Origin of the sequence: Paraburkholderia sp. 35.1, assembly GCF_050436525.1 — a bacterium.
Taxonomy (GTDB): domain Bacteria; phylum Pseudomonadota; class Gammaproteobacteria; order Burkholderiales; family Burkholderiaceae; genus Paraburkholderia; species Paraburkholderia tuberum.
On record NZ_JBNDMJ010000003.1, the window covers coordinates 995,947 to 1,019,326 of the forward strand.

The following is a 23,380-nucleotide window of genomic DNA, read 5'->3' on the forward strand; positions in this document are numbered from 1 at the left end:
CAACAACGGAACAACGAGGTGCGGCATGGAGAAGCGATTTGTGGCGACCCTGAGCCGGTCGCAGGGCCGGAATGCATGGGCGGTGATTTTTCGCCACCCGATTCGGATTGACCCGAATACTGGCAAGGCGGGCTTGCGGGTCCGCCAGGGGCTCGGGACATCCGACGAGGCCGAGGCTAACGATCTGAAGAATCACCTCAACGAGCTGCTGTCAGATGAGAGCTTCTGGAGCTTGCCGGCGAGGGCAGTGGCCGAAAAGAGACTTCCCCCGCGAGTCGTGGAGATCTTCTATCACGGCATGGAGCCGGACCACAACGACTTCGGCGCAATCCGCGAGTCGATCATCCCTCTACCCACGTCCAAGGATTCCGACTATCGACGGGCGCTGCTTCTTGGAACTACTGGCGCCGGCAAGACGACGTTGCTACGTCAGTTGATCGGCACGAACCCGGAGACCGAGCGCTTTCCGTCGACATCGACGGCAAAGACCACGGTACACGAGACCGAGGTTGTGCTTGCGCCGGGTCCGTACAAGGCGGTGGTCACCTTCTTCCCCATCGACGAAGTCCGCGAGCATTTGAACGAGTGCATCTCGGAAGCTGTCCTCTCTGCCTACCGGGGCAACGGCGACGGTGACGTGCTACGCAAGCTGTTGATGCATGTGAACCAGCGGTTCCGCTTCAACTACGTGCTCGGCAACGGGCCTCAGGCCACCGACACCGACGACGAGGACGACGAGGACGTCGCCGCTGAGCAGATCGAGGAGACCGCTGCCGACTGCGCGATCGATCTAGACACCACCTATGCGCTGCTGACAAAGACGTTGCTAGCGTCGCGTGCAATTGCGGCCCGCCACGGCGATCAACTGAAGACCGAGCTGGGCGCAACCGACGAGAAAGATCAGCGGGTCGTCGACGAGCTGTTCGAAGAGGAGCTTGATCGCCGACTTCGTGAGGACGACGAGTTCCATCGCATCAGTGACGAGCTCATGGACGAGATCGAGCTTCGCTTCTCGCTACTAACCGATGGCACAGTACGCCGCAACAAGCAAGGCTGGCCGCAGTCGTGGTCATGGGAGACGGACGACCGTCAGACCTTCATCAAGACGGTTACGCGCTTCTCCAGCAATCACGCCCCACGCTTCGGACGCCTGCTAACGCCGCTGGTGAATGGAATTCGCGTGTCAGGTGCGTTCCTGCCAGCATGGAACGATGCGCAGCAGCCCAAGCTCGTGCTTCTCGATGGTGAAGGCCTGGGGCATACACCCAAGTCGGTCGCTGCCATCTCGACTTCCCTGACACGGCGTATCGAGTCGACGGATGCCATCGTGCTCGTCGATAACGCCGTGCAGCCGATGCAGGCCGCGCCGGTTGCGGCCATGAAAGAGATGATCACCTCGGGCAATTCGAGCAAGCTGTTGCTCGTGTTCACGCACTTCGACGAGGTCAAGGGCGATAATCTGCGCAACGCGGCAGATCGTGAGCAGCACGTCCTAGCTTCCGCCGAGAACGTGCTCGCCTCGATTGGAGAGGAGCTTGGCCCGTTCGCGGAACGTGCCCTTCGCGGCCGCCTGCAGGATGCCTGCTTCTTTGTCGGCGGGATCGACGACGACCTGAATGCCACGAAGAAAGCCCACAAGCGGACCATTAGTCAAATGCAGGCCCTGCTAGCCGCGATTGATGCCATCGTCGAGAAGCCTGAGCCCGTGCTCGCAAAGCCGGTATACGACCGCATGAATCTTGTCCTGGCCGTCAAGAACGCTGCCGAAAGCTTCCATGATGCGTGGTGGCCGCGCCTGGGGCTCGCCTACAAGCCCGGCGTGGGCAAGGAGCACTGGAAGCGCATATGGGCGTTGAGCCGGCGCCTCGGCACGCCAAGCCTCGGGGATGAGTACGACAATCTCAAACCGGTCGCGGATCTCCGTAAGCAACTTCAGGACCGGCTGTATGTACTGCTGCAGAACCCGCTCCGGTGGGACCCTGCAGAGCCGACTGACGACGAGCACAAACAGCAGGTTTTCGACGGCCTAGCCAACGCTCTGTCTGCCAAGACGCTGGACCTCGCCACCCGCCGCGTTCGGGTAGAGCGGATGCCGGAATGGCAGTCGGCGTTCAATCAGTCGGGACGTGGCTCCAGCTACGCACGCGCCTCGATCATCGGCGAACGTATCTACGAACGCGCGGCGCCGATTCCGGACGTGACTCCCTCGCCGGACCGGAATTCCTTCCTGCACGAAGTGGCGGTAATTGTGGAAACTATCTGCGACGAGGTCGGCGCCAAGCTCATGTAGTGGACGGTCGCAGGCATGCGATGAGGGGCTTGACCCGAAGCGAGGCTAGGTTGCCAGACGTCTCGCTCTGGGGCCATCTGGCCAATCAACGCGCGGAGCTTGGTGACTGTGTCCGACGCGTGATGCGGCAGTGAGGTGAGGCAGACACTGTTTGCTACTCGGCAGCTTCCTCGTAAGCCTCGATCAACTCGTCGGACATATGTGTCAGATGCTTCAAATTGCCAATTTCCTTTGCATTGTCGTACGACAGGTACGTACACATTTCACTGAGCGCACGACCTTCGAGAAGAGAGAAGACCGGGCGCTGGATCTCCTGAAGCACCTTCTCCCGTTTTTCGGCTGGCGCGACGATATGAAGCTTGATATGGATATTTGGCTGCAGGGCAACGAGGTCCGCCATTCGCAGCAGACCGGAATAGACGGAAGTCGTGTGCTCGACTTCGAATGCACGCACGATGGATCGCCTGCGGAGCCAGAGCACATCGATCTGCTCGATAGTCTTCATCGTGGTGGGGTCATAGCTCAACGGCAGTTCGTCAATCAGGACGCCCGGACCAGGCTGCCAGACTTTGAGCACGCGACTACGGTCCGCTTTCGGTAACCAGATGCTAAAGCCCATTGACGCTCCAATGCGAGCAATGAGTCCCTGTATTTGCATCGACTCGCGCACGGACTCGATATCGAGCGCTTCTTCTTCCTCTTCATCCGGGACGGTCGGCACCATTACGCTGATGTTCTTGTTGTCAACGCGCTTTACTGTATCCTCACCTTTCCAGAGTGCCTTAACCGAGGGGTAATAGAAGAAGCACGCTATTGTTCGCGCGGTGCCTTCGAGGCCCAAGCTTCGCATGCCGTCGAGGATCGCCCGATTGGTGTCAACTATGCGCTTGCCGATTGACGTTGTGTCCCAGTCAACGTCATGTGAAAGGCCAAAATACTCTATGACCGCCCGCCTGTCGTTCAACGAAATGATCGACAGATTGTTGACGGGATCGAAGGCCGCGAGATACGCGCATACAGTATTTCCGCTCGGTCCGGTAAGGTTGTTTTTCTGGCCTACATTCTTCGCATACAGTTCGTTGATCAACTCGGCTTTACGCAAGTCATCGGTCTCAATCAGCACCGCGTAGACCAGTTCACCCAGTGACCGGTTGTTGCGGAATTCGTTGAGCATTCGCCGCCATGCACCTTGGGGCACCATGACCTTGGCAACGGCTTCGTCGTCTCGTGTGTTTCCCTTTCCGTTCCGGTCCAGTATGCGAATTACTTCGTCGCACTCTTCGTCGGAAAGCGAGTCTGCTGTATCCGACAGAATGCGGGCGGTCCAAAAGCTGCGAATCCTTTGGCTTAACTGTTGCCAGATCTGATCCTTTTCCGGGGCGTCGTAAGCGGACAGGAATGTTTGCACCAATGGTGCGATGCTGCTCGTATCGGTCATGGGATCGCCCTGGGCGTTCAAGGATACATGTTTCTGTTTCAACAACTGCCACCTTCGAAACGACGAATGATTGTCGCTGATGTACGCATCGGTGAACAAGGGGGTCCAATCATGATGTTAGCGCCCCCGCAGTGCAGGACGACGATTCGACTCGCGCGACATCGGATTGCGGCGCCTTGCAGACTGCTTCGCCGTCGAGTCGGGGGCCTAACCGAAGGGCCGAAGCGGCCGAACTGCTGCGATGCATGGCGTCAGGCCACTGACGAGCCTCGGCCATTCCTGCATTGCCTACGTGAGCTACCGCTATTTCCCCGTGGCACGTTGGCACTAGTGTTCACCTCAGCCGATTTGCTCGAATGGGCTGTTTAGAAGGCAGGTTTCAACGTGAAGCAGTCATCTGAATGGCCGGAGCGCGGAGGCGGCGACCGTCAGCTCCTGGCCGGGTTGAGGCAGTGCCACCGGTAATTCACTCGCCGGAGACCGGCCATTGAGGAAGGGCGAACGAGCCCTTGGTTATTCAGATTGGAGGCGACCTCGACCGGCGGCTTGTGGCCGACCTGAGCCTGATGCGGTAGGCATAGACCGGTCCGAAGCCGCCGCGCACTGTTTTGCAGAACGGAGGTCCCCCTTCTGCGTGGAAGTGCCGTTCGCATAACCGCCGCCAGCAGGATCCCCTTTGAGTCGTGGAACAGCGTCGTCGATGCAAGCGACGATTACTCACGACCAGAATCGTTGGGGTAAGTCGCACCTAAGCCGCCTGTTACGCCCGGTAAGTTCGCGAGTCGTCACCGGTAACCCGGTGATCGCGCTTGGACTGTATAGTGCACGGCTGACATCGAGATAGTGCACGGCTGACATCGAGAGCGAAAACATTCCCATGAAGCAGTGATGAGCAGAAAGGTCGCCTGCTTGGCGTCTGACTTCGCTTTCCAAACTTCACCACCCATAGGGGACAGTCTTTGAAATGCCTCGGTCTTGCGCTCATCGTGGCGTTGCTACGCACGCTTTCCGTACTTCCTTACAAATTCGTCGCAAGGCTCGGGATGGTTGTCGGCACTGCGTTGTATGCGCTTCCGAGCCGCCGCAAGCATATCGTCCTGGTGAACTTGTGTCTTTGCTTTCCCGAGAAGACTAGCCGCGAACATCAGAAGCTCGCAAGAGCTCACTTCCGCCACGTTGTTCGCAGCTATCTCGAGCGAGGCATCCAGTGGTTTGGCAGTGCGCAGTCGATCCGGGATCTCGTCCAGATTGAAAGCAAAATTGATCTCGATGACGATGCAGCCCCGCCCACCATCTTCATGGGTTTTCACTTTGTGGCCATTGAGGTCGGCTGCATGCTCTACTCGACACACTTCCCCGTCGCCTCACTGTATACGCGTATGTCAAGCACAGCCCTATGCGACCTGGCCAAGCGGCAACGCGGCAGATTCGGAGCAGAGATGATCGAGCGCGCGACAAGTGCCAGAAAGATAGTGGGATTGTTGCGTTCCGGCAAACCAGTCATGCTCGCGGCGGATATGGACCAGGGCGTTCACAACTCTGTTTTTGTCCCATTCTTCGGCGTTCCCGCCTGCACGCTCACAGCCGTTTCGCGGCTCGCGAGACTGGGTCGCGCGCGGGTTGTTCCCTTCGTGACTGAGGTACTCCCGAATTATCAAGGGTATAAGTTGACGATTTTCGAGCCGCTCGCGGACTTCCCATCGGAGAGTGATGTGGACGACGCGCGCCGCATGAATGCGTTCCTTGAGGAACAGGTCGTCAAATTTCCCGAGCAGTATTACTGGGTGCACCGACGTTTCAAGCTCCGACCGCCGGATATGGCATCGGTATATTGACCGGTTCGCTTAGTCATTGAGCCTGCAGGCAGCGCTTGCCGGCATCAACGCGTTGTGTGTTTTCAAAGTTTGCATAGCCAGGCTTTTTCCTGCTCGCCAATGGAATGGCGGTTTTTGCGGGATGCAGCGCTACGCCAAAGCACCTACGAGGAGGTTCTCAGGTGCAAAGACATGCTTACGTGCCCCTGCAAAGATACGGTTTAAGTTTCATGAGAAATTCCTGGGTCTCCGCCTTGGCCTTCTAAAGGTCTGCGGCCCTTCCGAGGCACGCCTTGTAGTGCCGCTCATCGCAGATGACATAACAGGCACCAAGGGGCCTTTGACAGCGCAGCTCCACGGAGTGCATTTCAAATACGGACAAGGACATAGGCGTGTCGACGATCTATTTGAAGTTGCTGCCTAGATTGGCTAGCATCCAGATAGATACCGTGCTCGGGGTTGTCCGTATATGGGCGACAGCCCAAAACCTCAACTGCCCTCGATCCCCTGGGACACGCCCAAAGCGGCGCCCCGCCTCAGCCCGCCTTGCACACCTCGTGCAACGCGTTGAGGCGCCGCACCGGATCCGCGACATACGGATTCGACTCGTCCCACGCGTAACCGGCGAGCACCGCGCAGATCATGCGGCGGATCGGCGTCACCTGTTCCGGGTAGTAGATGATGTCCTGCAGCTCGCCCGTGTACCAGCGCTCGACGAATGCGCGGAACGTATCGATGCCCTTGCGCAACGGCACGTCGTAATCGGGTGACCAGTCGACCGGCGCGCCGTCGAGCTGCCGGTTCAGCGCGCGCGCCGCCAGATGCGCGGAGCGCAGCGCGATCGTCACGCCCGAGGAAAACACCGGATCGAGAAACTCGCCCGCATTGCCGAGCAGCGCATAGCCCGGCCCATGCAGACTCGCGACATTCGCTGCGTAGCCGCCGATCTGCCGTACCGGCATCAGGAACGGCGCCTGCCCGATCAGCCGGTTCAGCGTCGGCTCCTGCTGGATCAGCGCGCGCAGCGTCGCCTCGCGCTGCGTTTCGGGCACCTCGAGAAAACTCGCCTCGGCGACACATCCCACCGAACAACGGCCGCCCGCGAGCGGAATCATCCAGAACCACACGTCGCGACGCTCGGGATGCGTCGCGATGCAGATCTTGTTGCGATCGATGTCGTCGAGCGCGAGCCCGTCGCGCACGTGCGTGAACAATGCGGCACGCGTCGGCATGCGCGTCGGCGCCTCCAGCTTCAGCAGGCGCGGCAGCACGCGCCCGAAGCCGCTCGCATCGAGCACGAAACGCGCTTCGACCCGATACGCGCCGGCACTTTCATCGACGACGTCGAGCACCGGTGCCGCGCCCGTGCGCACCGCGCTCACCGTGTGGCCGAACCGCACGTCGGCACCCTGCGCGGCCGCGCAGCGAATCAGCACGTCGTCGAACAGCGCGCGCTCGACCTGGTACGTGGTGCCCCAGCCCGGCGAATGCTTGTCGCGAAAGTCGAACGACGAGCTCTGGTCGCGATATACGAAGTGCGCGCCGTTCTTGTACTGGAAGCCCGCCTCGACGACGGCCTGCAGCATGCCGGCCTCTTCGAGGTACGCCATGCTTTGCGGCAACAGGCTCTCGCCGATCGAGAAGCGCGGAAAGTGCTGACGCTCCAGCACCAGCACCGAGCGGCCCGCCTTACGCAGCAGCGCGGCGGCCACCGCGCCGGCGGGACCCGCGCCGATGATCGCGACGTCGACCACGGTCCGCTTTGAAGAATCGCTGTTCAAATCACTCCTCCAACGGTTTGCGTACGTTGCCGCGCCGTATGTGAGCCTCGCCACGCGTCGAACATCAGGCTCGCGCAACTCCCGCCGAACCCGAAAGAAACCGACATCGCCGTGTCGATGCGCGCGTCGCGCGTCACGCGCACGAGCGGCATGTCCCGCACTTGCGGCTCCGGCGTATCCACCAGCGCGGTCGCCGCGATGAAGCCGTCGCGCATCATCAACAGCGTATAGATCGCTTCGTGCGCGCCGCACGCGCCGAGCGAATGCCCGGTCATGCCCTTGGTCGACGAAAACGCGGGCAACCCTTGCGCCGATGCACCGAACACGTCGCGCAACGCGTGCAGCTCTTCGAGATCGCCGAGCGGTGTGGACGGCGCATGCGTGTTCACGTAGTCGGGACGCCGGCCCGCCTGCTCGAGCGCGCCGCGCATCGCGCGCGCGATGCCGGCCGCACGCGGCGCGACCATGCCCGCGCGATCGGTGCAATCGCCGAAGCCGCTCAGCTCCGCGTAGATGCGCGCGCCGCGCGCGAGCGCATGGTCGAGCGCTTCGAGCACGAGCACGCCGCCGCCCGACGCGATCACGAAGCCATCGCGCTGCGTGTCGTACGGTCGCGACGCGCTCCGGGGCGTGTCGTTGAAGCGGCGCGACAGCGCGCCCATCGCGTCGAACATCAGCGTCGTGTTGTCGTGCAGCGCTTCGCTGCCGCCCGCGAGCACGATCTGCTGGCGGCCGGTCTGGATCAGCTGCATCGCCTGCCCGATCGCGAGTGCCGACGTCGTGCATGCCGATGACGGCGAATAGCCGACGCCTTCGATCCCGAACATCTGCGCGACGTTCGCCGACGCGGTGCTGCTCATCGTATGCGGCACCGTGAACGGCGGCACCTTGTCGACGCCGCGCGTGTGCGCGATCGCGAGCGCCGCGTCGTAGCTCGCCATCGTGCCGACGCCCGAGCCGATCACGACACCCGCGCGCGGCGACTGCAATGAAGCGAGGTCGAGCCTTGCATCGTCGATCGCGCGTCGCGCCGCGTGGCACGCAAAGCGCGCGGTGTCGCCCATGAAGCGTTCGAGCTTGCGCTCGAACGGCACCTCGTGCGCGACCGACGCCACGCCCGCGACTTGCGATGCAAATCCGCGCTCGCGCCACGCATCGATACGCTCGATTCGCGAGTGCCCCGCGCGCAACGCCGCGCAGACCTGGTCGAGCGTATTGCCGAGACACGACACGATGCCCATGCCGGTCACGACCACGCGTTGCAGGCCTGTGCTCATCGAACGCGCCGGAAAATCAGCGACGTGTTGATGCCGCCGAACGCGAAGTTGTTGCTCATCACGTACTCGGCGTCGATCTCGCGCGCGTCGCCGACGATGTAATCCAGCGGCGCGCAAGCCGGATCGAGGTGGTCGAGATTCAGGGTGGGCACGTACCAGTTGCGCTTCATCATCTCGATCGTCCACCACGCCTCGATCGCGCCGCACGCGCCTAGCGTATGGCCCACATAGCTTTTTAGCGAGCTGACCGGCATGCGCGCGCCGAAGGTCTGCGCGGTCGCGTGGCTTTCGGCGATGTCGCCGCGATCGGTCGAGGTACCGTGCGCGTTCACGTAGGCAATCGCCTCGGGCGGCAATTGCGCGTCGCGCAGCGCGAGTTGCATCGCGAGCGCCATCGTGTCGGCGGTGGGCTGCGTCATGTGCGCGCCGTCCGAATTGCAGCCGAAGCCGACCACTTCCGCGTGAATCCGCGCGCCGCGCGCCAGCGCATGCTCGTATTCTTCGAGGACGAGCGTCGCCGCGCCCTCGCCGACCACGAGGCCGTCGCGCGCGGCATCGAACGGACGCGGCGTCAGATGCGGCTCGTCGTTGCGCGTGCTGGTCGCGTACAGCGTGTCGAACACGGCGACCGCGGGACCCGACAGCTCTTCCGCGCCGCCCGCGAGCATCAGCGTCTGTTTGCCGGACTGGATCGCCTCGTACGCATAGCCGATCGCCTGGCTGCCCGACGCGCACGCGCACGAGGTCGGGATGATGCGGCCTTTGAGGTCCCAGAACAGGCTCACGTTGACGGCCGTCGTGTGCGGCATCATCTGCACGTAGCTGTTCGACGTGACGTTGCTCATCAAACCGGTTTCGAGCATCGTGCCGAACGCGCGGATCGGCTGCACCGAGCCCGACGACGAACCGTACGCGACGCCCATGCGGCCATCCGCGATGCTCGTGTCGTCGGCGAGGCCCGCGTCGGCGAGCGCGAGTTCGCTCGCGCGCACCGAGTACAGCGACACCGGGCCCATCGAACGCACTCTCTTGCGCGGGTAATGCGCGGGGATCGTGAACCCGGGCAGCGGACACGCGAGCCGCGTATGCAGCGACTCGAAGTAATCCCACTCGGACATGCGCCGCACCGCGTTCTCGCCGCGCTTCAGGCGCGCTTGAACCGCGTCCCAGCTATCGCCGAACGCGGTCACGCCGCCCATGCCGGTGATGACGACGCGCTTCATCAGACCATCCCGCCGTTCACGCCGATCACCTGGCGCGTCACATACGACGCGCCATCCGACATCAGAAAGCTCACCACCGACGCGACCTCCGCCGGCTGGCCGACGCGGTTCATCGGCACGGTCTTCAGCGCATGATCGAGCGTCACCTGTTCGAGCATGCCGGTTTCGATCAACCCCGGCGCGACGCAATTGACGGTGATGTTGCGCGACGCGAGTTCGACCGCGAGCGCCTTGGTCGCGCCGATCAGTCCCGCTTTCGCGGCGCTGTAATTGACCTGGCCGCGATTGCCCATCACGCCCGACACCGACGCGATCGTGACGATACGGCCGCCCTGGCGCGCGCGCACCATCGGCATCGTCAGCGGATGCACGACGTTGTAGAAGGCATCGAGGCCGGTTTCGATCACGACGTCCCAGTCTTCTCCGGTGAGCGCCGGAAACGCCGCGTCGCGCGTGACACCCGCGCTGCACACGATGCCGTAGTAAGGACCGTGCGCGGCGACGTCGGCTTCGAGCGCCTCGCGGCACACGGCGCGCTCGCGCACGTCGAATTGCAGCACGCGCGCCGTGCCGCCCTGCGCGGCGATGCCCGTCGCGACTGCGTCGGCTTCGCTGCGTCCGGTGCGGCAATGCACGGTCACGGCGAAACCGTCGGCGGCCAACTTGTACGCAATCGCGCGGCCGATGCCGCGGCTTGCGCCGGTAACGAGAACTCGCCGGCTCATGAACTCATACTCCCTTCGATGAATGACTGGAAATCGGGCGGTTGAAACACCTTGATCACCGCTTCGGCACAGCGCGCGTCGCCGTCGTCGATCGTGCATTCGTAGGCACTGTGGCCTGCGTCGCTGCGCAGCAGCTCGCTCACGTGAACGCGCAAACGCGCGCCGCTTTGGAACACCGGCTGCAACGCCTGATAGCTGCGCGAGCCGAGCAGCACGCCGGGACGCGCATGGCCCGCGCCGCGCATCGCGACGAGCGCGATGTGCGCGGCGATCGCCTGCGCCATCAGCTCGATGCCGATCCACGCGGGCATCGCGCCGGCGGCGTCGGCATACCATGCGTGCGGGTCGACCTTGGCGAATGCGCTCAGCGTGGTGTCGGCGAACGTGTCGATCGCCTCGAGCAGCAGCATGCTGCCGCGATGCGGGATGATCGCTTCGATCGGCTGACGCACGAGTTGCTCGACAGTGAGTGGCGGAGTCGTCATGCGCTTTACCGGGCGAGAATCAGGCTGACATTGCTGCCGCCGAACGCGAACGAATTGCTCATCGCGTACTGCGTGCCCGTGCCGCGCGGCAGATGGCGCGCGCCCGCGACGAGATCGAGCGCGGGCAGCGCGGGATCGGCCTCGCCGTCCCATAGATGCGGCGGCAGCGTCGCGTTCTCGCGCGCGAGCGTGAGCCACGCGAAGCCGAGTTCGGTCGCGCCGGCCGCGCCGAGCTGGTGGCCGGTCAACGGCTTGGTGCCGCTCGCGGCGACGCCGCCGGGGAACACGCGCGCCATCAGACGCGCTTCCATTTCGTCGTTCTTCTGCGTGGCGGTCGCGTGCAGATTCACCTAGCCGACCGCCGAGGCCGCGATGCCCGCGTCCGCGAGCGCTTCGCGAAGCGCGAGTTCGCCACCGACGCCCTGCGGGTCCGGCGCCGAAATATGATGCGCGTCGCTCGATTCGCCGAGGGCCCGCGAGCCGCACCGCCGCTTCGTCGCGGCTCATCAGGAACACGGCCGCGCCCTCGCCGACGTTGATGCCGCGGCGATTGCGGCTCATCGGATTGGTGCGCGCGCTGCTGGTCGATTCGAGCGACGCAAAGCCCTGCACCGTCAATTCGCATAGCGAATCGACACCACCGACGACCACCGCATCGCATAGCTGCAATTGCAGCAGCCGACGCGCCGACGCGAACGCCTTCGCGCTCGACGTACACGCGGTCGAAATCGTAAACGCCGGCCCGTGCACGCCGAGCGCGGCGGCAGCGAACGGCGCGGCGGTGCCGATTTCCATTTGCCGATAGTTGAAGTTGGCCGGCAACGCGCCGGCTCGTGCGTGATAGACGAACGCGGTTTCGGCCGCCTCGATGCCCGACGTGCTGGTGCCGAGCACGACGCCGATGCGCTGCGGGCCGTAGCGCTCGCGCGCGGCTTCGAGCGCCGGCGCGATCTGCGCGAGCGCCGCGAGCAGCAGCCGGTTGTTGCGGCAGTCGTAGCGCGCGAGGTCGGCGCGCGGCGCGAGATCGAGCGGCGCGAGCACGCTGCCGACGAACGCGTCGCCGATGCCGGTATGCACATTGCCCATGCCGGGCGAGCGCGCGGCGGCGAGCGCCGGCACGATCTCGTCGACGTCGCCGCCGAGCGCGTTGATCATGCCTAGCGCGTGCAAATAAACTGTTGGCGCTTTCATGCCGCCCCCCGTGGTTCCGATGACTTGCCCGAGCGCGCTGCCGATGGCATGCCGAGAGGCGCGAGCAGCACCGCCACCGCGATGCCGAGCGCGAGCGTGGTGCCGAAGCTTTTGAGCGCGGGCATCGCGCTCATGCCGAGCATGCCGAACGACAACAACGTGGTCGCCGCCGACAGCAGCACGCCGGTCCACACCGCGCCGAGATCCGCCTCTGCGCGCGCGCAGCCTTCGCGCAGGAACACCGCATAGTTTGCGCCGACGCCAAGCACCAGCATCAGCGCGAGCCAGTTGAACAGATTGAGCGGCACGCCCGCGTAGCCGAATACCGCCAGCGCGACGCCGACCGCGAACAGCACGGGCAAGGTCGTGGCGATACCCCCGCGCGCCCCGTAGCGCAGCATCAGCAGCACGCACACGAGCACGAGCGCGCCGCCGAGCCACCAGCCGCTATCCACGCGATACGCGCCGAACAGCCTCGACACGCTCGCGGCCTTATCGACGAACACGACGCCGGGCAGGCCGCGCGCGAGCGCGATCAGCGCGGGCTCGTTGCGCGGCGTCACGCCTTGCGGGATCACGACGGCCGCGTAGCCAGGTTGACGGGCCCGATTCTTGTCGTTCGATCCCACCGCGCCGAGCCACAGATGCCGATACGGCTGCGACCACGGCGCCGCGAGCCAGCGCTCGACGGTCAGCGGCGCGGGCGGCTTGGCGAACCCGGCGAGCCACGCATCGGCGACTTCGTCCTTGAAGCCTGCTTGCAGCAGCGTCGCACGCAACGCGGCGAAGTCGCCGAACACATGCTGCGCGAGCAGCGCGCGATCTTCGCTCTGACGTTGCGCGGACGGCACGAACTGCGCGACCGACTGGTAGCCGCCGACGCTATCGGCGCTGCCGTTCAGCGCATCGAGCTTCGCACCGAGCGCTTCGGCGCGTTGCAGCACCGCTTCCTGGGTCGCGCCGCGCACGACGAAAAACTGCGCGCTGTTATCGACGCCGACCGCCTCGCGCACCGTGTCTTCCTGCGCGGCCAGCGACGCATCGCGCTGGATCAGCAGATGGATGTCGTCGTCGCTGCTCAGACGCAGCCAACCGGGCACCGACGCGATCAGCAGCAGCGCGGCGACCAGCCAGGCGCGCTTGCCGCCGAGCGCATGCTGCCAGCGCGCGAGCAGCCGCGCCGCGCCCGCGAACAGGCGCCGAGGGCTGTGCTTCGGCGCGCGCGTGAGCAGCGCGGGCAGCAGCCACAGCACCGACGCGAACGCGGTCGTAATGCCCACCATCGCGAAGCACGCGATCTGCTTCAACGCGGGGAACGGCACCCACATCAGGATCGCGTAGCCGAGCAGGCTCGTCGCCAGCGCAACGCCCAGCGCGGGCCGTACCCTCCGCGCGCCGAGCCGCGCATCCCAGTCGCGGCCCGCGCCGAGATAGACGACGAAATACTGGATCGAGTAATCGACGGCCTCGCCGATCAGGCTCGCGCCGAACACGAGCGTCAACAGATGCAGCTTGCCGAAGACCAGCAGCGTCGCGGCGAGCGCGCAGACGATGCCGAGCGCGGTCGATACGAAGCCGAACAGCAACAGACGCGGCGAGCGGAACACCCACATCATCAGCAGCGCGATGCCGGCGAGCGACGCGATGCCGATCACGTGCACCTCGCGTTCGGAAGCGCTGCGCGCGGCCTCGGCGTAGAACACGGCGCCCGTGCGTGCAACCGATACGTCGGGGAACGTCTGACGCAACCCGCTTTCCGCATTGGCGAGCGCGGCGTGTACCGCGCGCTGCGTCTTCGTTTCGTAGGCGGAGCCCGGCAGGGTCGCGATGACCAGCACGCTGGTCATGTCGCCATGCGCGTCGTGACGATGCGACACCAGCAGGTTGTCCTCGACTTCGAGATTCGACGTCGCGAGCGGCAGATTGCCGAGCCAGCGTTCGAGCCAGCCGAACGGATCGTCGGCGAGTTGCGTACTGAGGCCGCCTTGCAGCGGGCTGTAGATGCGCTGCGCGAGCATGTCGTGCAGCGTCGTCGCGCGCGCGGTCGCGAGCGCGGTGCGATCGGCCGGCGCGAGCAGGCCGAAGCGGTAAGGCAGATACAGCGCCGAGATCTGCGACAGGTCGAACGGCGGCAGTTCGGCCGTCATCGAGGCGAATGCGCCGCTCTTTTGCAGCGACGCGCCCAGCTGCTTCGCGGCCGCTTTCGCGTGCGCATCGTCGCGGCTCGTGACGAGCAGCACGGTGCGATCGCCGAGCGCACTCGCGAGCGTGTCGACCGCTTTTCTCGGCGACCGGGTCCGCTTCGGTCGCGGGCAGCAGCGCGAGCAGATTGGTTTCGAGCGGCGACGCTCCGGCGAAGCGCCAGCCGCAATACAGCGCCGCCAGCCGCGCGAGCACGAGCCATGCGGCGCGCACGCCCCACGCAGGTTTCGCGGTTCGCTGCTGCGGCATGTCCATCACGGCGCTCCGAACAGGCTGCGCTCGTCCGGCGTCGGCTCGGCAACGGCCGTGCTGTTCGCGAACTCGAGCTTTGTCACGTCGCCGTTCGCGAGCGTGATGCGCAGGTTTTGCAGATAATCGCCGCCGCTCATGTCGAGGCCCTTGATCGATTGCGCGAGCTGCGGTTGATTCGGCGTGAGTCGCATGCGCCATTGCGCGGCGCTGCCTTCGGCGCTCACGTCGAACTGCGAGTACAGCGCCGACAGATCGCCGCCGAGCATCGCTCGCATCATCTTCGACACTTGCGCGACGCCGCGGCTGCCCTGCGCGCTATGCGTGCTCACGCGGCGGCCGCTGGCGTCGAGCTGCGCGACGCCTGCGTCGGTGATCACGTAGGTGGCCTTGTACGGCGTGTCGATCCGCCAGATCACGCCGCGCTCGCGGAAGAACAGCAAGGTGCCGTTGCTGACGAGCGGCTGCTTCATCGCGGCAAGCGTCTGCGTCTGCGTGAATTGCGCGCGCACGCCCTTGGGCTGCGCGAGATGCGCGGCGATCTGCGAGACGAGCGCGGTGTTGGCGTTGCTGGCGGCGTTGGCGGCGTTGGCGGCGTTGGCGGCTGGAGCCGTATTGCTGGCGGTGGCCGCATCGGCCGACGCCGCTGCCAATGCAAGCGCCCCTATTGCGACGATCGCCCCCGCCAGCCGCGACACGAGCGCTCCCAGCGCGCACCGGTTCACCGTCCCCATACGCGCTCCAGCTTTTCGAATACGACCGGCGGCGACACGAACTGCAATTCCTCGGTGGCGGCATCGACGGCGACCTGGATCGTATAGCCCTTCGTGAGCCGCGCGCCCGATGCGCAATCGACGATTTCATAGCCTATTTTCAGGCGGTTTTCGTATTCGAGCAGTTGCGCGCGCACCTCGATCTTCTGTCCGTACACGGCGGCCCGCACGTACCTCAGATGCGCCTCGACGATCGGCCACAGGTAGCCGGACGCCCGCATCTCGCGATAGTCGTAGTCGAACGCGCGCAACAGCGCCGCGCGGCCCAACTCGAAGTACTTCAGATAATTGCCGTGCCAGCACACGTTCATCGCGTCGACGTCGTGAAACGGCACTTCGACGGTCGCGCTCGCGGCGAGCACGTGCTGCGTTTTCGCGGGCTCGCTCATGCGTTGACTCCTTGGCGATCGGCAGCGGCACCGGCATCCACATGCGCCGCGGCACTCGTAACAGCGCGTAGGTGCCGTACATCGTTCAGGTCATGGTCGGCCATTTGCGCCTCGCTCGGGGCTGGCCCAGAAATCGAAGAAATTGAACCATTGGTAAGGGGCCTTGCGGCAATAGTGTTCGAGGCGCAGCGCGTAGCGTTGCGCCCACGCTGCCAGATGCTGCGCGCGTTCGCGGCGCGGCAGCTCGATGCGCTCGGCGAACGGCTCGAAATACATGCGGTAACCGTCGCGTTCCTTCAGGCAGAAGAACAGGTAGACCGGACAGCCGAGCGCATGCGCGAGCACGTAGGGTCCTTGCGCGAACGGCGCGCTCGCGCCAAGAAATTGCGCGTCGGTGGTGCGTCCCGCCTCGCGCGCCGGCACCCGATCGCCGACGATCACCAGCAGTTCGCCCGCATCGATGCGCTGCTGCATCAGCACCGCCGTCTCGGGACCGAAGTCGCCGACTTCGAGCAGATGCCGCGCGAAGTCGCGATTCGACGACGCCAGCACCTCATTGAAGCGGCGCGCGTGCCCGGTGTAGACGACCGCCGTGACCTTCGCGTGTTTGCCGCGGATGGCGAGCGCGCGCATCATCTCCAGATTGCCGAGGTGCGCGCCGATCACGAGCGCGCCCTTGCCGCTCGCGATCAGTGCTTCGAACGCCGCAGGATCGTCGAACGTGACGTCGGTGTCGTCGACGCGGCCGGTCCATGCGGCGAGCTTGTCGAAGCCCGATTGCGCGAACGCGAGCATATGGCGATACGCGGACAGCCAGCCCGGGCGCGGCGTATCCGCCGACGGCGCGACCGCGCTCAGATGCGCGAAGTAGTTGTCTGAAGCGGCGCGCGCCGCGCGGCCCGTCAGCAGAAAATACGCGACGACCGGATGCAGCCACAGCGCGGTGAAGCGGCGGCCGAACAGCTTGCAGCTCAGCGCGAGCAGGCTCATGCCGAGGCGACTGCCGCGTTCGGCGATGCGCCACCATGCTTCGGGCCGGGCTTCATCGGCGGCGTCGGCCAGCGCGCCGCGGCGCGGCATCAGCTTGTGCGCGAGCAGCATCGGCAGACGCCACAGCATCCCGAACACGAGCCGCGTATGGCTGCGGCTGATTCGCACGTTGTCCCACAGCACGTCGAAATGCGACACGCCGTCGGCCGCGTAGGTCACGCGCGTCGGGACCGAGCGGAACGCGGCGCGGCGCCAGTAGAGACGCACGAGGATCTCGATGTCGAAGTCCATGCGCGTGGGCAGTCGCACGCTGTCGATCAGCTCGCACGCGAGCGCGAGCGGATACAGACGAAAGCCGCACATCGAATCGCGAATCGTCAGCGACAGCGTCTCGATCCACACCCACACGTGGGTCAGATAGCGGCCGTACAGACGTGCCTTCGGCACGCTGTCGTCGTAGACCGGACGGCCGAGAATCACCGCGCCGGGTTCGGCGCACGCGGCATCGATGAAGCGCGGCACGTCGGTCGCATCGTGCTGGCCGTCGGCGTCGATCTGCAGCGCGTGCGTATAGCCCGCGGCGCGCGCCGCGCGCAGGCCCGCCATTACTGCCGCGCCCTTGCCGCCGTTTGCGGGCAGACGCAGCAGCGTCATCTGCTGCGCGTATTGCAGGGCGAGCGCGGCGAGTACCCGCTGGGTCGGCGCGTCGCTGCCGTCGTCGACGACGAAGATCGGCAGGCCGTGCACCGCGAGATGCGCGACGCTCGCTCCGATCGCGTCCTTGTGGTTGTAGATCGGAATGACGATGCAGGGCGCGAACGTCATCACGCGTCCTCCCGATGCACGAGCAAGCCCGACGCGCATTCGCGTCCGTCGAGCCGGTACGCGAACTGCACGCGCCGGCGCGCGGCATCATAGGCGAGCGTGAGCTCGAGCACCGCACCGGGCGACACCGGCGCCATGAACTTCAGGCGGTCGACCGATGCCACCTCTCGCACGCGCGGCCAATGCCCGGCCGCGAGCCGCGCTGCCCAGTCGACCTGCACGACGCCCGGCAGAATCGGCAGACCCGGAAAGTGGCCGGCGAAATGCTGGAGTGACTGCGGCACGCGCAGCACGTAGTGCAGCGTGTCGCCGACGCGCATGTCGCCGACGCGCATGTCGCCGACGCGCATGTCGCCGACGCGCGTTTCGGCGAGCACTTCCATGCCCTCGGCGAGCGGCGCGAACGCGGCCGCAACCGCGCTCGCGGGCAGCTTGCCGCGCGCGTCGAATGGCAGGCTCACGCGAAAACGCCAATGACGCGGCAGCACGACCGCATCGAAGTAATCGGCCAGATGCCGGCGCAGCGTTTTCGCCAGCGCGACGCGGCCTTCGTCGCACAACGCAGCGCCGCCCGCTTCGGTCAGCGCGACCACCGCGCCGACGCGTTCGCGCGACGCGCCTATGAGCGGCACCAGCGCCGCCTGCGCGACATACGGATGCAGCGCGAGACGCGCCTCGAGTTCGGGCAGCGAGACGCGCTTGCCGCCGAGCTTCAGCACGCGGTCGAGGCGCCCTTGCAAGCGAAAGCGCCCGTCGGCATCGAACGCGATGCGATCGCCGGTGCGATGCCAGCCGTCGTGGTCGAGATGCGGCGAACGCACGCACAGCGCGCCGTCGTCGTCGCGGCGCACCTGGGCGCCGGCGACCGGCTGCCACGCGTCGCCCTGATCCTGACGCCGCCACGCGATCCCCCCGGTTTCCGTGCTGCCGTAGATTTCGAGCGGCGCCGCGCCGTAGCTCGCCGCATAGGCCAGCGCGGCGTCGGCCGCGAGCGGGCCACCCGACGAAAAGAACGCGCGCGGCGCGGGCGTAAGCGCGGCGAAGCCCGGCAACGCGGGCCAACGCGACAGCTGCGCGGGCGTCGACACCACCGCCGTCGCGCCGCATTGCGCGATGCGCGCCTGCAGTTGCAGCGGCTCGACGCCGATCGCGCGATCGAAGGCGCGGCCGGCCGCGAGCGGCCACAACACGCGAAACAGCAAACCGTAGATGTGGTGATGCGGCACGCTCGCGAGCATCGTCGCGTCGCCGAGCAATGCGCCCCATTGCCGTTCGAGCGTGTGGACTTCGGCGTTGAATTGCGCGAGCGTCTTGCGGATCGGCTTCGGCGTGCCGCTGCTGCCGGATGTGTAGAGCGTCATCGGCGCATGGGCGTCGATCGGGCGGGCGGTGTGAGCCGCGCGATGCGTCGCTGCGACGAACGGCGGCAGATCCGCATCCGTCAGCAGGAAGTCGTAGGCGTGCGCGAGATCGGCGAGATAGCCCGGCGTTGCATTGGCCGGAATCACCGGCTCCTTGCCGCACGCGAGCAGCGCGAACAATGCGCAGGCGAACTCGAACGGATCGTCGATGCAGAGCGCGCAGCGCCGCGCGTCGGGCGTTCGCACGAGCTCGATCAAGCCCTCGACGCGCGCGCGAAACGCCGCGCGATCGAGCAGCACGGCGCCATCGCGGCACACCGGTGCGGCGCACGTCGCAAGCGCGGCATCGGCCGACAACAGATCATGCAGCGCGAGCATCAGGCGGCCTCCGAATCCGCTCGCGCGGCGCGCGGCAGCACGAACAGACGTCGCCATACGTATTCGCCCGCCAGCAGCGCGCCGATCAGTGCATAGGCGATCGCGCCGTTGTACAGCGACCAGGCCGCGCGGCTCCAATAGAGCGCGGTGTAGACGGAAAACGCGCCGTTCAGCACGAAGAAAACGCACCAGACCTGGGTCACGCGCCGCGTATAGCGCACCGCACCCGGCGGCAGATCGGGACTGCCGAGGCGCGCAAATTTTTCGATCATCGACGGCCCGCGCACGAGCGTCGCGCCGAACGCGATCAGCAAACCGAGATTGACGAGCGACGGATAGAAGCGCAGCAGCAGCTCGCTATCGGTGACGACGATCGTCGCCGATGCGCAGCTCAGCATCGCCACCACGGTCCAGTCGAGCGTGGAAAGCTGCCGCAGCGACATCGCAACCGGACCGCCACCGGCCCAGCGCTGCAGCCATAAAGTCACCAGCAGCATGCCGCCGACGAGACGCGGCGCGTCCCAGCGCCATGCGCACAAGATCAGCGCGGGGTAAGCGAGTTTCAGCAGCACCTGCAGGACGGTCCTGCTCCAGTGAGGCCGCGCGCCGGATTCGCTTGCGGCGGGACGTGGCTGCGACATCTGCGTGCGCGGGTGCGCGACCGGCATCAGCCTTGCGCCGCGAGCAGCGATTCGACCGCGCCGATCACGTCGCCGACCGTGCGCACGGATTTGAAGTTCTCCGGCTTGATGCGGCGGCCGGTCATCTCCTGCAGCTTGATCGCGAGATCGACCGCGTCGATGCTGTCGAGATCGAGGTCTTCGAACAGGTGAGCGTCGGGCGTCACGCGCTGCGGCTCGATCGCGAAGTTTTCCTGAAAGATCGCGCGGATGCGCTCAAGAATCTCAGTCTCGGACACGATTAAACCCCCTTCCTTGCGGTTTCGTTCGCAGCGTGCGCCGCTTCGCGCTGACTCTCGACCAACGCGGCAAGCGTGTTGATCGAGCGAAAGTGCTCGCGCGTGCGTTCGTCGTTCGCCACGATGGTCAATTGGTATTGTTTGCGCAGCACGATGCCGATTTCGAGCGCGTCGATCGAATCGAGACCGATGCCGTCGGAACCGAACAACGGGGCGTCGTCGTCGATATCGGCGGGGCTCAGGTCTTCGAGATCGAGGGCTTCGATCAGAAGCTTTTTAATTTCCAGTTTTAAAGAATCCATAGTCGAACAGGTGCTGGGTAATGTGGGCTTCTACGGCATTCGTCACGCTGCGCGCCGCAATGGCCGCGGTGGTGTCGTGCGCGGCCAGCTCGTCGACGCCAAGCGGCGCGAGCACGTTCACGCGCATCCGGAAAGCGCGCGCCGGCACGTCGTACCAGCGCATCTGCCGCGTGAACGCGGGCGGATCGCAATCCATCAATACCGGCACGATCGGCGCGCCGGCCTTCAGCGCCATGTGCGCGAATCCGCGCGAGAACGCGTGCAGCCGGTTCGGCGCCGGGCTGCGCGTGCCTTCCGGAAAAATGATCATCGTATAGCCGGCCGCGAGCTGCTTCGCGCCGGCCTCGACGAGCGCGATCGCGTCCGCGTTGCTCACGTATTCGGCCGCGCGCACGATGCCCCAGAAACACGGGTTGTGCCAGTGCGCGTGCTTCACGACGCAGCACGCGCGCGGCGTCAACGACAGCAGAACCATCACGTCGAGGTAAGTCGGGTGATTCGCGACGACGACCGCCGGCCCGCCCGCGCACAACGCCTCGGCGCCGGACACTTCGAGTTCCATCACGCCGAGACCGCGCAGCACCGCGACGAGCGCGCGGAAAAACCGGTGAATCACGACGGTCACCGCGCGCTGCCGCGACGCGCGATGCGGCCACAGCCACGCGAGCGGAAACACGAGTACCGAAAACAGCACGCCGCACACGCCGAACGCGACGAAAGCGAGGCCAGTCGCGCAAAAACGCCACGCGTAATCAAGCCGCGCGCTCATCCCACCTCCAGTGCCACAGCGCGCCGGCGCGCTGCCAGCGCGCGGGCTGGCCGGTTTCGAGGCAGTGCAGCAGCGCCTGGCTCTGGGTTGGAAAGCTCGGGGCGTCGCTCAACGCGGATCGCGGGTCGCCGCGTTGCTCGGCCACCTCCTCGTCAGCGCGGGTCAAAGAGCAAACAACGTGCCCAGCCGACGCATCTTTGTCGAGCAACACCGCGATCGCACCGCCATGCACTTCGTCTTCGATCGTGCCGTACGCGAGATCGGCCGGTTCGTCGGCATACACGAGCAGCACCGGCGCATCCGGTTGCGTTGCGTATTGCGCGTACGCTTCGAGCAGCGCATAGCCGAGCGTCTGCGCTCCAGCCGATACCGCGCTCGCGGCCGAGCGGTCGCCGCGCGCAATCCCGAACACGCCGGTCATCGCGTTCAACACCGACAGGCTGAAGGCGGTCGGCGACACCGGCTCGCCGGCGCTGATGCTGCGCAGGATGTCGGTGGTACGGCGCAACTCCCCGTGCCGCGAAGCGAACACCACGCGCGCGGGTTCCTGCGCGACGCAGTCGTGCGCGACCTTGAGCGCCAGCTTGGACAGCGTGCTGAGACGCCGCCGCACGATCGGCTCGATGAAGCCGATATCGGGTGCGGCAGACGAGGTAGCCGGCCAGCTAGACCAGCGACCGACCGGAATGGTCCAGTGCAGATCGGGCATATTGATGTTCGCGCGTGGAAACGGGGAAGGGGCTCAAGCGCCTGACGGAATACACAGCCGTCACGGCGAGCGCCGCCGCGCGGATCGGGAAGTTCCAACCCAGGACCGACCAGTCTGCCAGTCAGGGAATGCAGCACCGGCGATCGGGCCGATTTGTCAGGCGCCCCTGACAATCGGTGTAGTGGATAGCGGCTCAGGCTCCTTTTGTGGCCGAATAGTACCGGGTATTTTGAATCAGATCGGCGAGGAAAGACGTATCCATCTGTATCCGCGCCTGTCACGCAACACATTGTTAGACGATTTGACAAGACCGGCCGCGCCGACGCACCGGAAGGCGATCTCGTGCGTCGGCGCTGGCGCGACAACGCCGCCGGAACCGACGAAAAACCTTTCATTCGTCTTTCTTCGAATGCGCCGCAGAGCGAAAACACCGACGCCGCGTCGTGCGTGCAAACAACATTCGTGGCAATGATGCGCCCGCGCCTGCTATACTCCGGCCCTCATTGGGGAGTAGCCGCCCCGCGGCACGTCCGCACCGCTTCGCCGGTGCGTCGCACGTGTGGTTCGCGGGGGCGCCTGTCAACAGACTTGGCCTGCACGGCCATGGCAGTCGCAGCCTCTGGCCTGGCGAGACCGATGATCCACACGCGCCGCAACAGGGCCCGGCGTGTCGTGGGTCGTCGCTCGTTCATCTTCGGCCCGAGGAATCCGTTCAACGTGAATCAAGCTTTTCTGATTTCGACCGGAGCGGTCGCGCTCGCCGAGATCGGCGACAAGACGCAACTGCTATCGCTCGTGCTGGCCGCGCGCTATCGCAAGCCCGTGCCGATCATTCTCGGCGTGCTCACGGCGACGCTGATCAATCACGCAGGAGCCGGCGCGCTCGGCGCGTGGCTCGGCTCGATGCTGACGCCGACCATCATGCGCTGGGCGCTGGCGGCGTCGTTTATCGGCATGGGGCTGTGGATTCTCGTGCCCGACAAGCTCGACGAAGAGGAAGCCAACACGAACCGCACGCACTTCGGGGTGTTCGGCGCGACGGTCGTCACGTTCTTCCTCGCGGAAATGGGCGACAAGACGCAGATTGCGACGGTCGCCCTCGCCGCGCGCTTTCACGATTTCTTCGGCGTGGTGGCCGGCACGACGCTCGGCATGATGATCGCGAACGTGCCGGCGATCCTGCTCGGCGACCGCTTCGCGCATCGTCTGCCGACCAGGCTCGTGCACGGCATCGCCGCGGTGATGTTCGTCGTGCTGGGCGCGATGGCGTTGTTCGGGGTCGGGGTCTGA

General features: G+C 65.5%; 18 protein-coding genes, 2 pseudogenes and 1 riboswitch. Of the genes and pseudogenes, 3 read left to right on the top strand and 17 right to left on the bottom strand.

The features are described 5' to 3' along the window. Positions 1 to 25 precede the first annotated feature (25 nt). Positions 26 to 2,290, top strand: a complete 2,265-nt coding sequence (locus OKW27_RS24570) for a hypothetical protein (RefSeq protein ID WP_429335143.1) — start codon at positions 26 to 28, stop codon at positions 2,288 to 2,290. Positions 2,291 to 2,444: 154 nt separating this feature from the next. Here OKW27_RS24570 and OKW27_RS24575 read toward each other — a convergent pair whose 3' ends face one another. Beyond that, positions 2,445 to 3,728: a hypothetical protein gene (locus tag OKW27_RS24575; RefSeq protein WP_429335144.1), complete on the bottom strand. Its 1,284-nt coding sequence runs from the start codon at positions 3,726 to 3,728 to the stop codon at positions 2,445 to 2,447. Positions 3,729 to 4,687: 959 nt separating this feature from the next. Here OKW27_RS24575 and OKW27_RS24580 point away from each other — a divergent pair. Further along, the gene (locus tag OKW27_RS24580; protein ID WP_429335145.1) at positions 4,688 to 5,563 is read left to right on the top strand and encodes a lipid A biosynthesis lauroyl acyltransferase; all 876 of its coding nucleotides are present in this window, start codon (positions 4,688 to 4,690) and stop codon (positions 5,561 to 5,563) included. A 515-nt stretch (positions 5,564 to 6,078) separates the two neighbouring features. Here OKW27_RS24580 and OKW27_RS24585 read toward each other — a convergent pair. The 16 genes and pseudogenes from OKW27_RS24585 to OKW27_RS24660 form a co-directional block, all read right to left on the bottom strand. Further along, the gene (locus OKW27_RS24585) at positions 6,079 to 7,323 is read right to left on the bottom strand and encodes an NAD(P)/FAD-dependent oxidoreductase (RefSeq protein WP_429335146.1); all 1,245 of its coding nucleotides are present in this window, start codon (positions 7,321 to 7,323) and stop codon (positions 6,079 to 6,081) included. Beyond that, positions 7,320 to 8,600, bottom strand: a complete 1,281-nt coding sequence (locus OKW27_RS24590) for a beta-ketoacyl-[acyl-carrier-protein] synthase family protein (RefSeq protein WP_429335147.1) — start codon at positions 8,598 to 8,600, stop codon at positions 7,320 to 7,322. Before OKW27_RS24590 ends, OKW27_RS24585 begins: the two co-directional genes overlap by 4 nt. After that, the gene (locus OKW27_RS24595) at positions 8,597 to 9,823 is read right to left on the bottom strand and encodes a beta-ketoacyl-ACP synthase (protein WP_429335148.1); all 1,227 of its coding nucleotides are present in this window, start codon (positions 9,821 to 9,823) and stop codon (positions 8,597 to 8,599) included. The genes OKW27_RS24590 and OKW27_RS24595 overlap by 4 nt, the downstream gene beginning before the upstream one ends. Then, complete coding sequence (locus tag OKW27_RS24600) at positions 9,823 to 10,548, bottom strand: 3-ketoacyl-ACP reductase FabG2 (RefSeq protein ID WP_090801376.1); 726 nt, start codon at positions 10,546 to 10,548, stop codon at positions 9,823 to 9,825. Before OKW27_RS24600 ends, OKW27_RS24595 begins: the two co-directional genes overlap by 1 nt. Beyond that, positions 10,545 to 11,033 carry a hotdog family protein gene (locus OKW27_RS24605; protein ID WP_429335149.1) on the bottom strand — a complete coding sequence of 163 codons (489 nt, stop codon included), beginning with the start codon at positions 11,031 to 11,033 and terminating at the stop codon, positions 10,545 to 10,547. The genes OKW27_RS24600 and OKW27_RS24605 overlap by 4 nt, the downstream gene beginning before the upstream one ends. 5 nt (positions 11,034 to 11,038) lie before the next feature. Continuing rightward, a pseudogene (locus OKW27_RS24610) lies at positions 11,039 to 12,224 on the bottom strand (beta-ketoacyl-[acyl-carrier-protein] synthase family protein). Continuing rightward, positions 12,221 to 14,681, bottom strand: a pseudogene (locus OKW27_RS24615) (MMPL family transporter). Before OKW27_RS24615 ends, OKW27_RS24610 begins: the two co-directional pseudogenes overlap by 4 nt. Further along, positions 14,681 to 15,409, bottom strand: a complete 729-nt coding sequence (locus OKW27_RS24620) for a LolA family protein (RefSeq protein ID WP_429335150.1) — start codon at positions 15,407 to 15,409, stop codon at positions 14,681 to 14,683. The pseudogene OKW27_RS24615 and the gene OKW27_RS24620 overlap by 1 nt, the downstream one beginning before the upstream one ends. Further along, complete coding sequence (locus OKW27_RS24625; RefSeq protein WP_184053046.1) at positions 15,397 to 15,837, bottom strand: acyl-CoA thioesterase; 441 nt, start codon at positions 15,835 to 15,837, stop codon at positions 15,397 to 15,399. Before OKW27_RS24625 ends, OKW27_RS24620 begins: the two co-directional genes overlap by 13 nt. A 90-nt stretch (positions 15,838 to 15,927) precedes the next feature. After that, on the bottom strand, positions 15,928 to 17,652 hold the full coding sequence (locus OKW27_RS24630; RefSeq protein ID WP_429335151.1) for a glycosyltransferase family 2 protein: 1,725 nt from the start codon (positions 17,650 to 17,652) through the stop codon (positions 15,928 to 15,930). Continuing rightward, positions 17,652 to 19,391, bottom strand: a complete 1,740-nt coding sequence (locus OKW27_RS24635; RefSeq protein ID WP_429335152.1) for an AMP-binding protein — start codon at positions 19,389 to 19,391, stop codon at positions 17,652 to 17,654. The genes OKW27_RS24630 and OKW27_RS24635 overlap by 1 nt, the downstream gene beginning before the upstream one ends. Continuing rightward, a complete protein-coding gene (locus tag OKW27_RS24640) occupies positions 19,391 to 20,059 on the bottom strand; it encodes a hypothetical protein (RefSeq protein WP_429335153.1) in 669 nt (222 codons plus the stop codon). Before OKW27_RS24640 ends, OKW27_RS24635 begins: the two co-directional genes overlap by 1 nt. Beyond that, on the bottom strand, positions 20,059 to 20,310 hold the full coding sequence (locus OKW27_RS24645) for an acyl carrier protein (protein ID WP_184053061.1): 252 nt from the start codon (positions 20,308 to 20,310) through the stop codon (positions 20,059 to 20,061). Before OKW27_RS24645 ends, OKW27_RS24640 begins: the two co-directional genes overlap by 1 nt. A gap of 2 nt (positions 20,311 to 20,312) precedes the next feature. After that, positions 20,313 to 20,612, bottom strand: coding sequence for a phosphopantetheine-binding protein (locus tag OKW27_RS24650; protein ID WP_090801395.1), 300 nt, complete (start codon positions 20,610 to 20,612; stop codon positions 20,313 to 20,315). Next, positions 20,587 to 21,381 (bottom strand): lysophospholipid acyltransferase family protein, encoded by a 795-nt coding sequence (locus OKW27_RS24655; RefSeq protein WP_429335154.1) that lies wholly within the window; start codon positions 21,379 to 21,381, stop codon positions 20,587 to 20,589. Before OKW27_RS24655 ends, OKW27_RS24650 begins: the two co-directional genes overlap by 26 nt. Continuing rightward, positions 21,365 to 22,090 (bottom strand): beta-ketoacyl synthase chain length factor, encoded by a 726-nt coding sequence (locus OKW27_RS24660; protein ID WP_184070800.1) that lies wholly within the window; start codon positions 22,088 to 22,090, stop codon positions 21,365 to 21,367. The genes OKW27_RS24655 and OKW27_RS24660 overlap by 17 nt, the downstream gene beginning before the upstream one ends. 493 nt (positions 22,091 to 22,583) lie before the next feature. Next, a riboswitch (yybP-ykoY riboswitch) is annotated at positions 22,584 to 22,797 on the top strand. A 10-nt stretch (positions 22,798 to 22,807) separates the two neighbouring features. Between OKW27_RS24660 and OKW27_RS24665 the strand changes: the two genes are divergently transcribed. Next, positions 22,808 to 23,380 (top strand): TMEM165/GDT1 family protein, encoded by a 573-nt coding sequence (locus tag OKW27_RS24665; RefSeq protein WP_429335155.1) that lies wholly within the window; start codon positions 22,808 to 22,810, stop codon positions 23,378 to 23,380.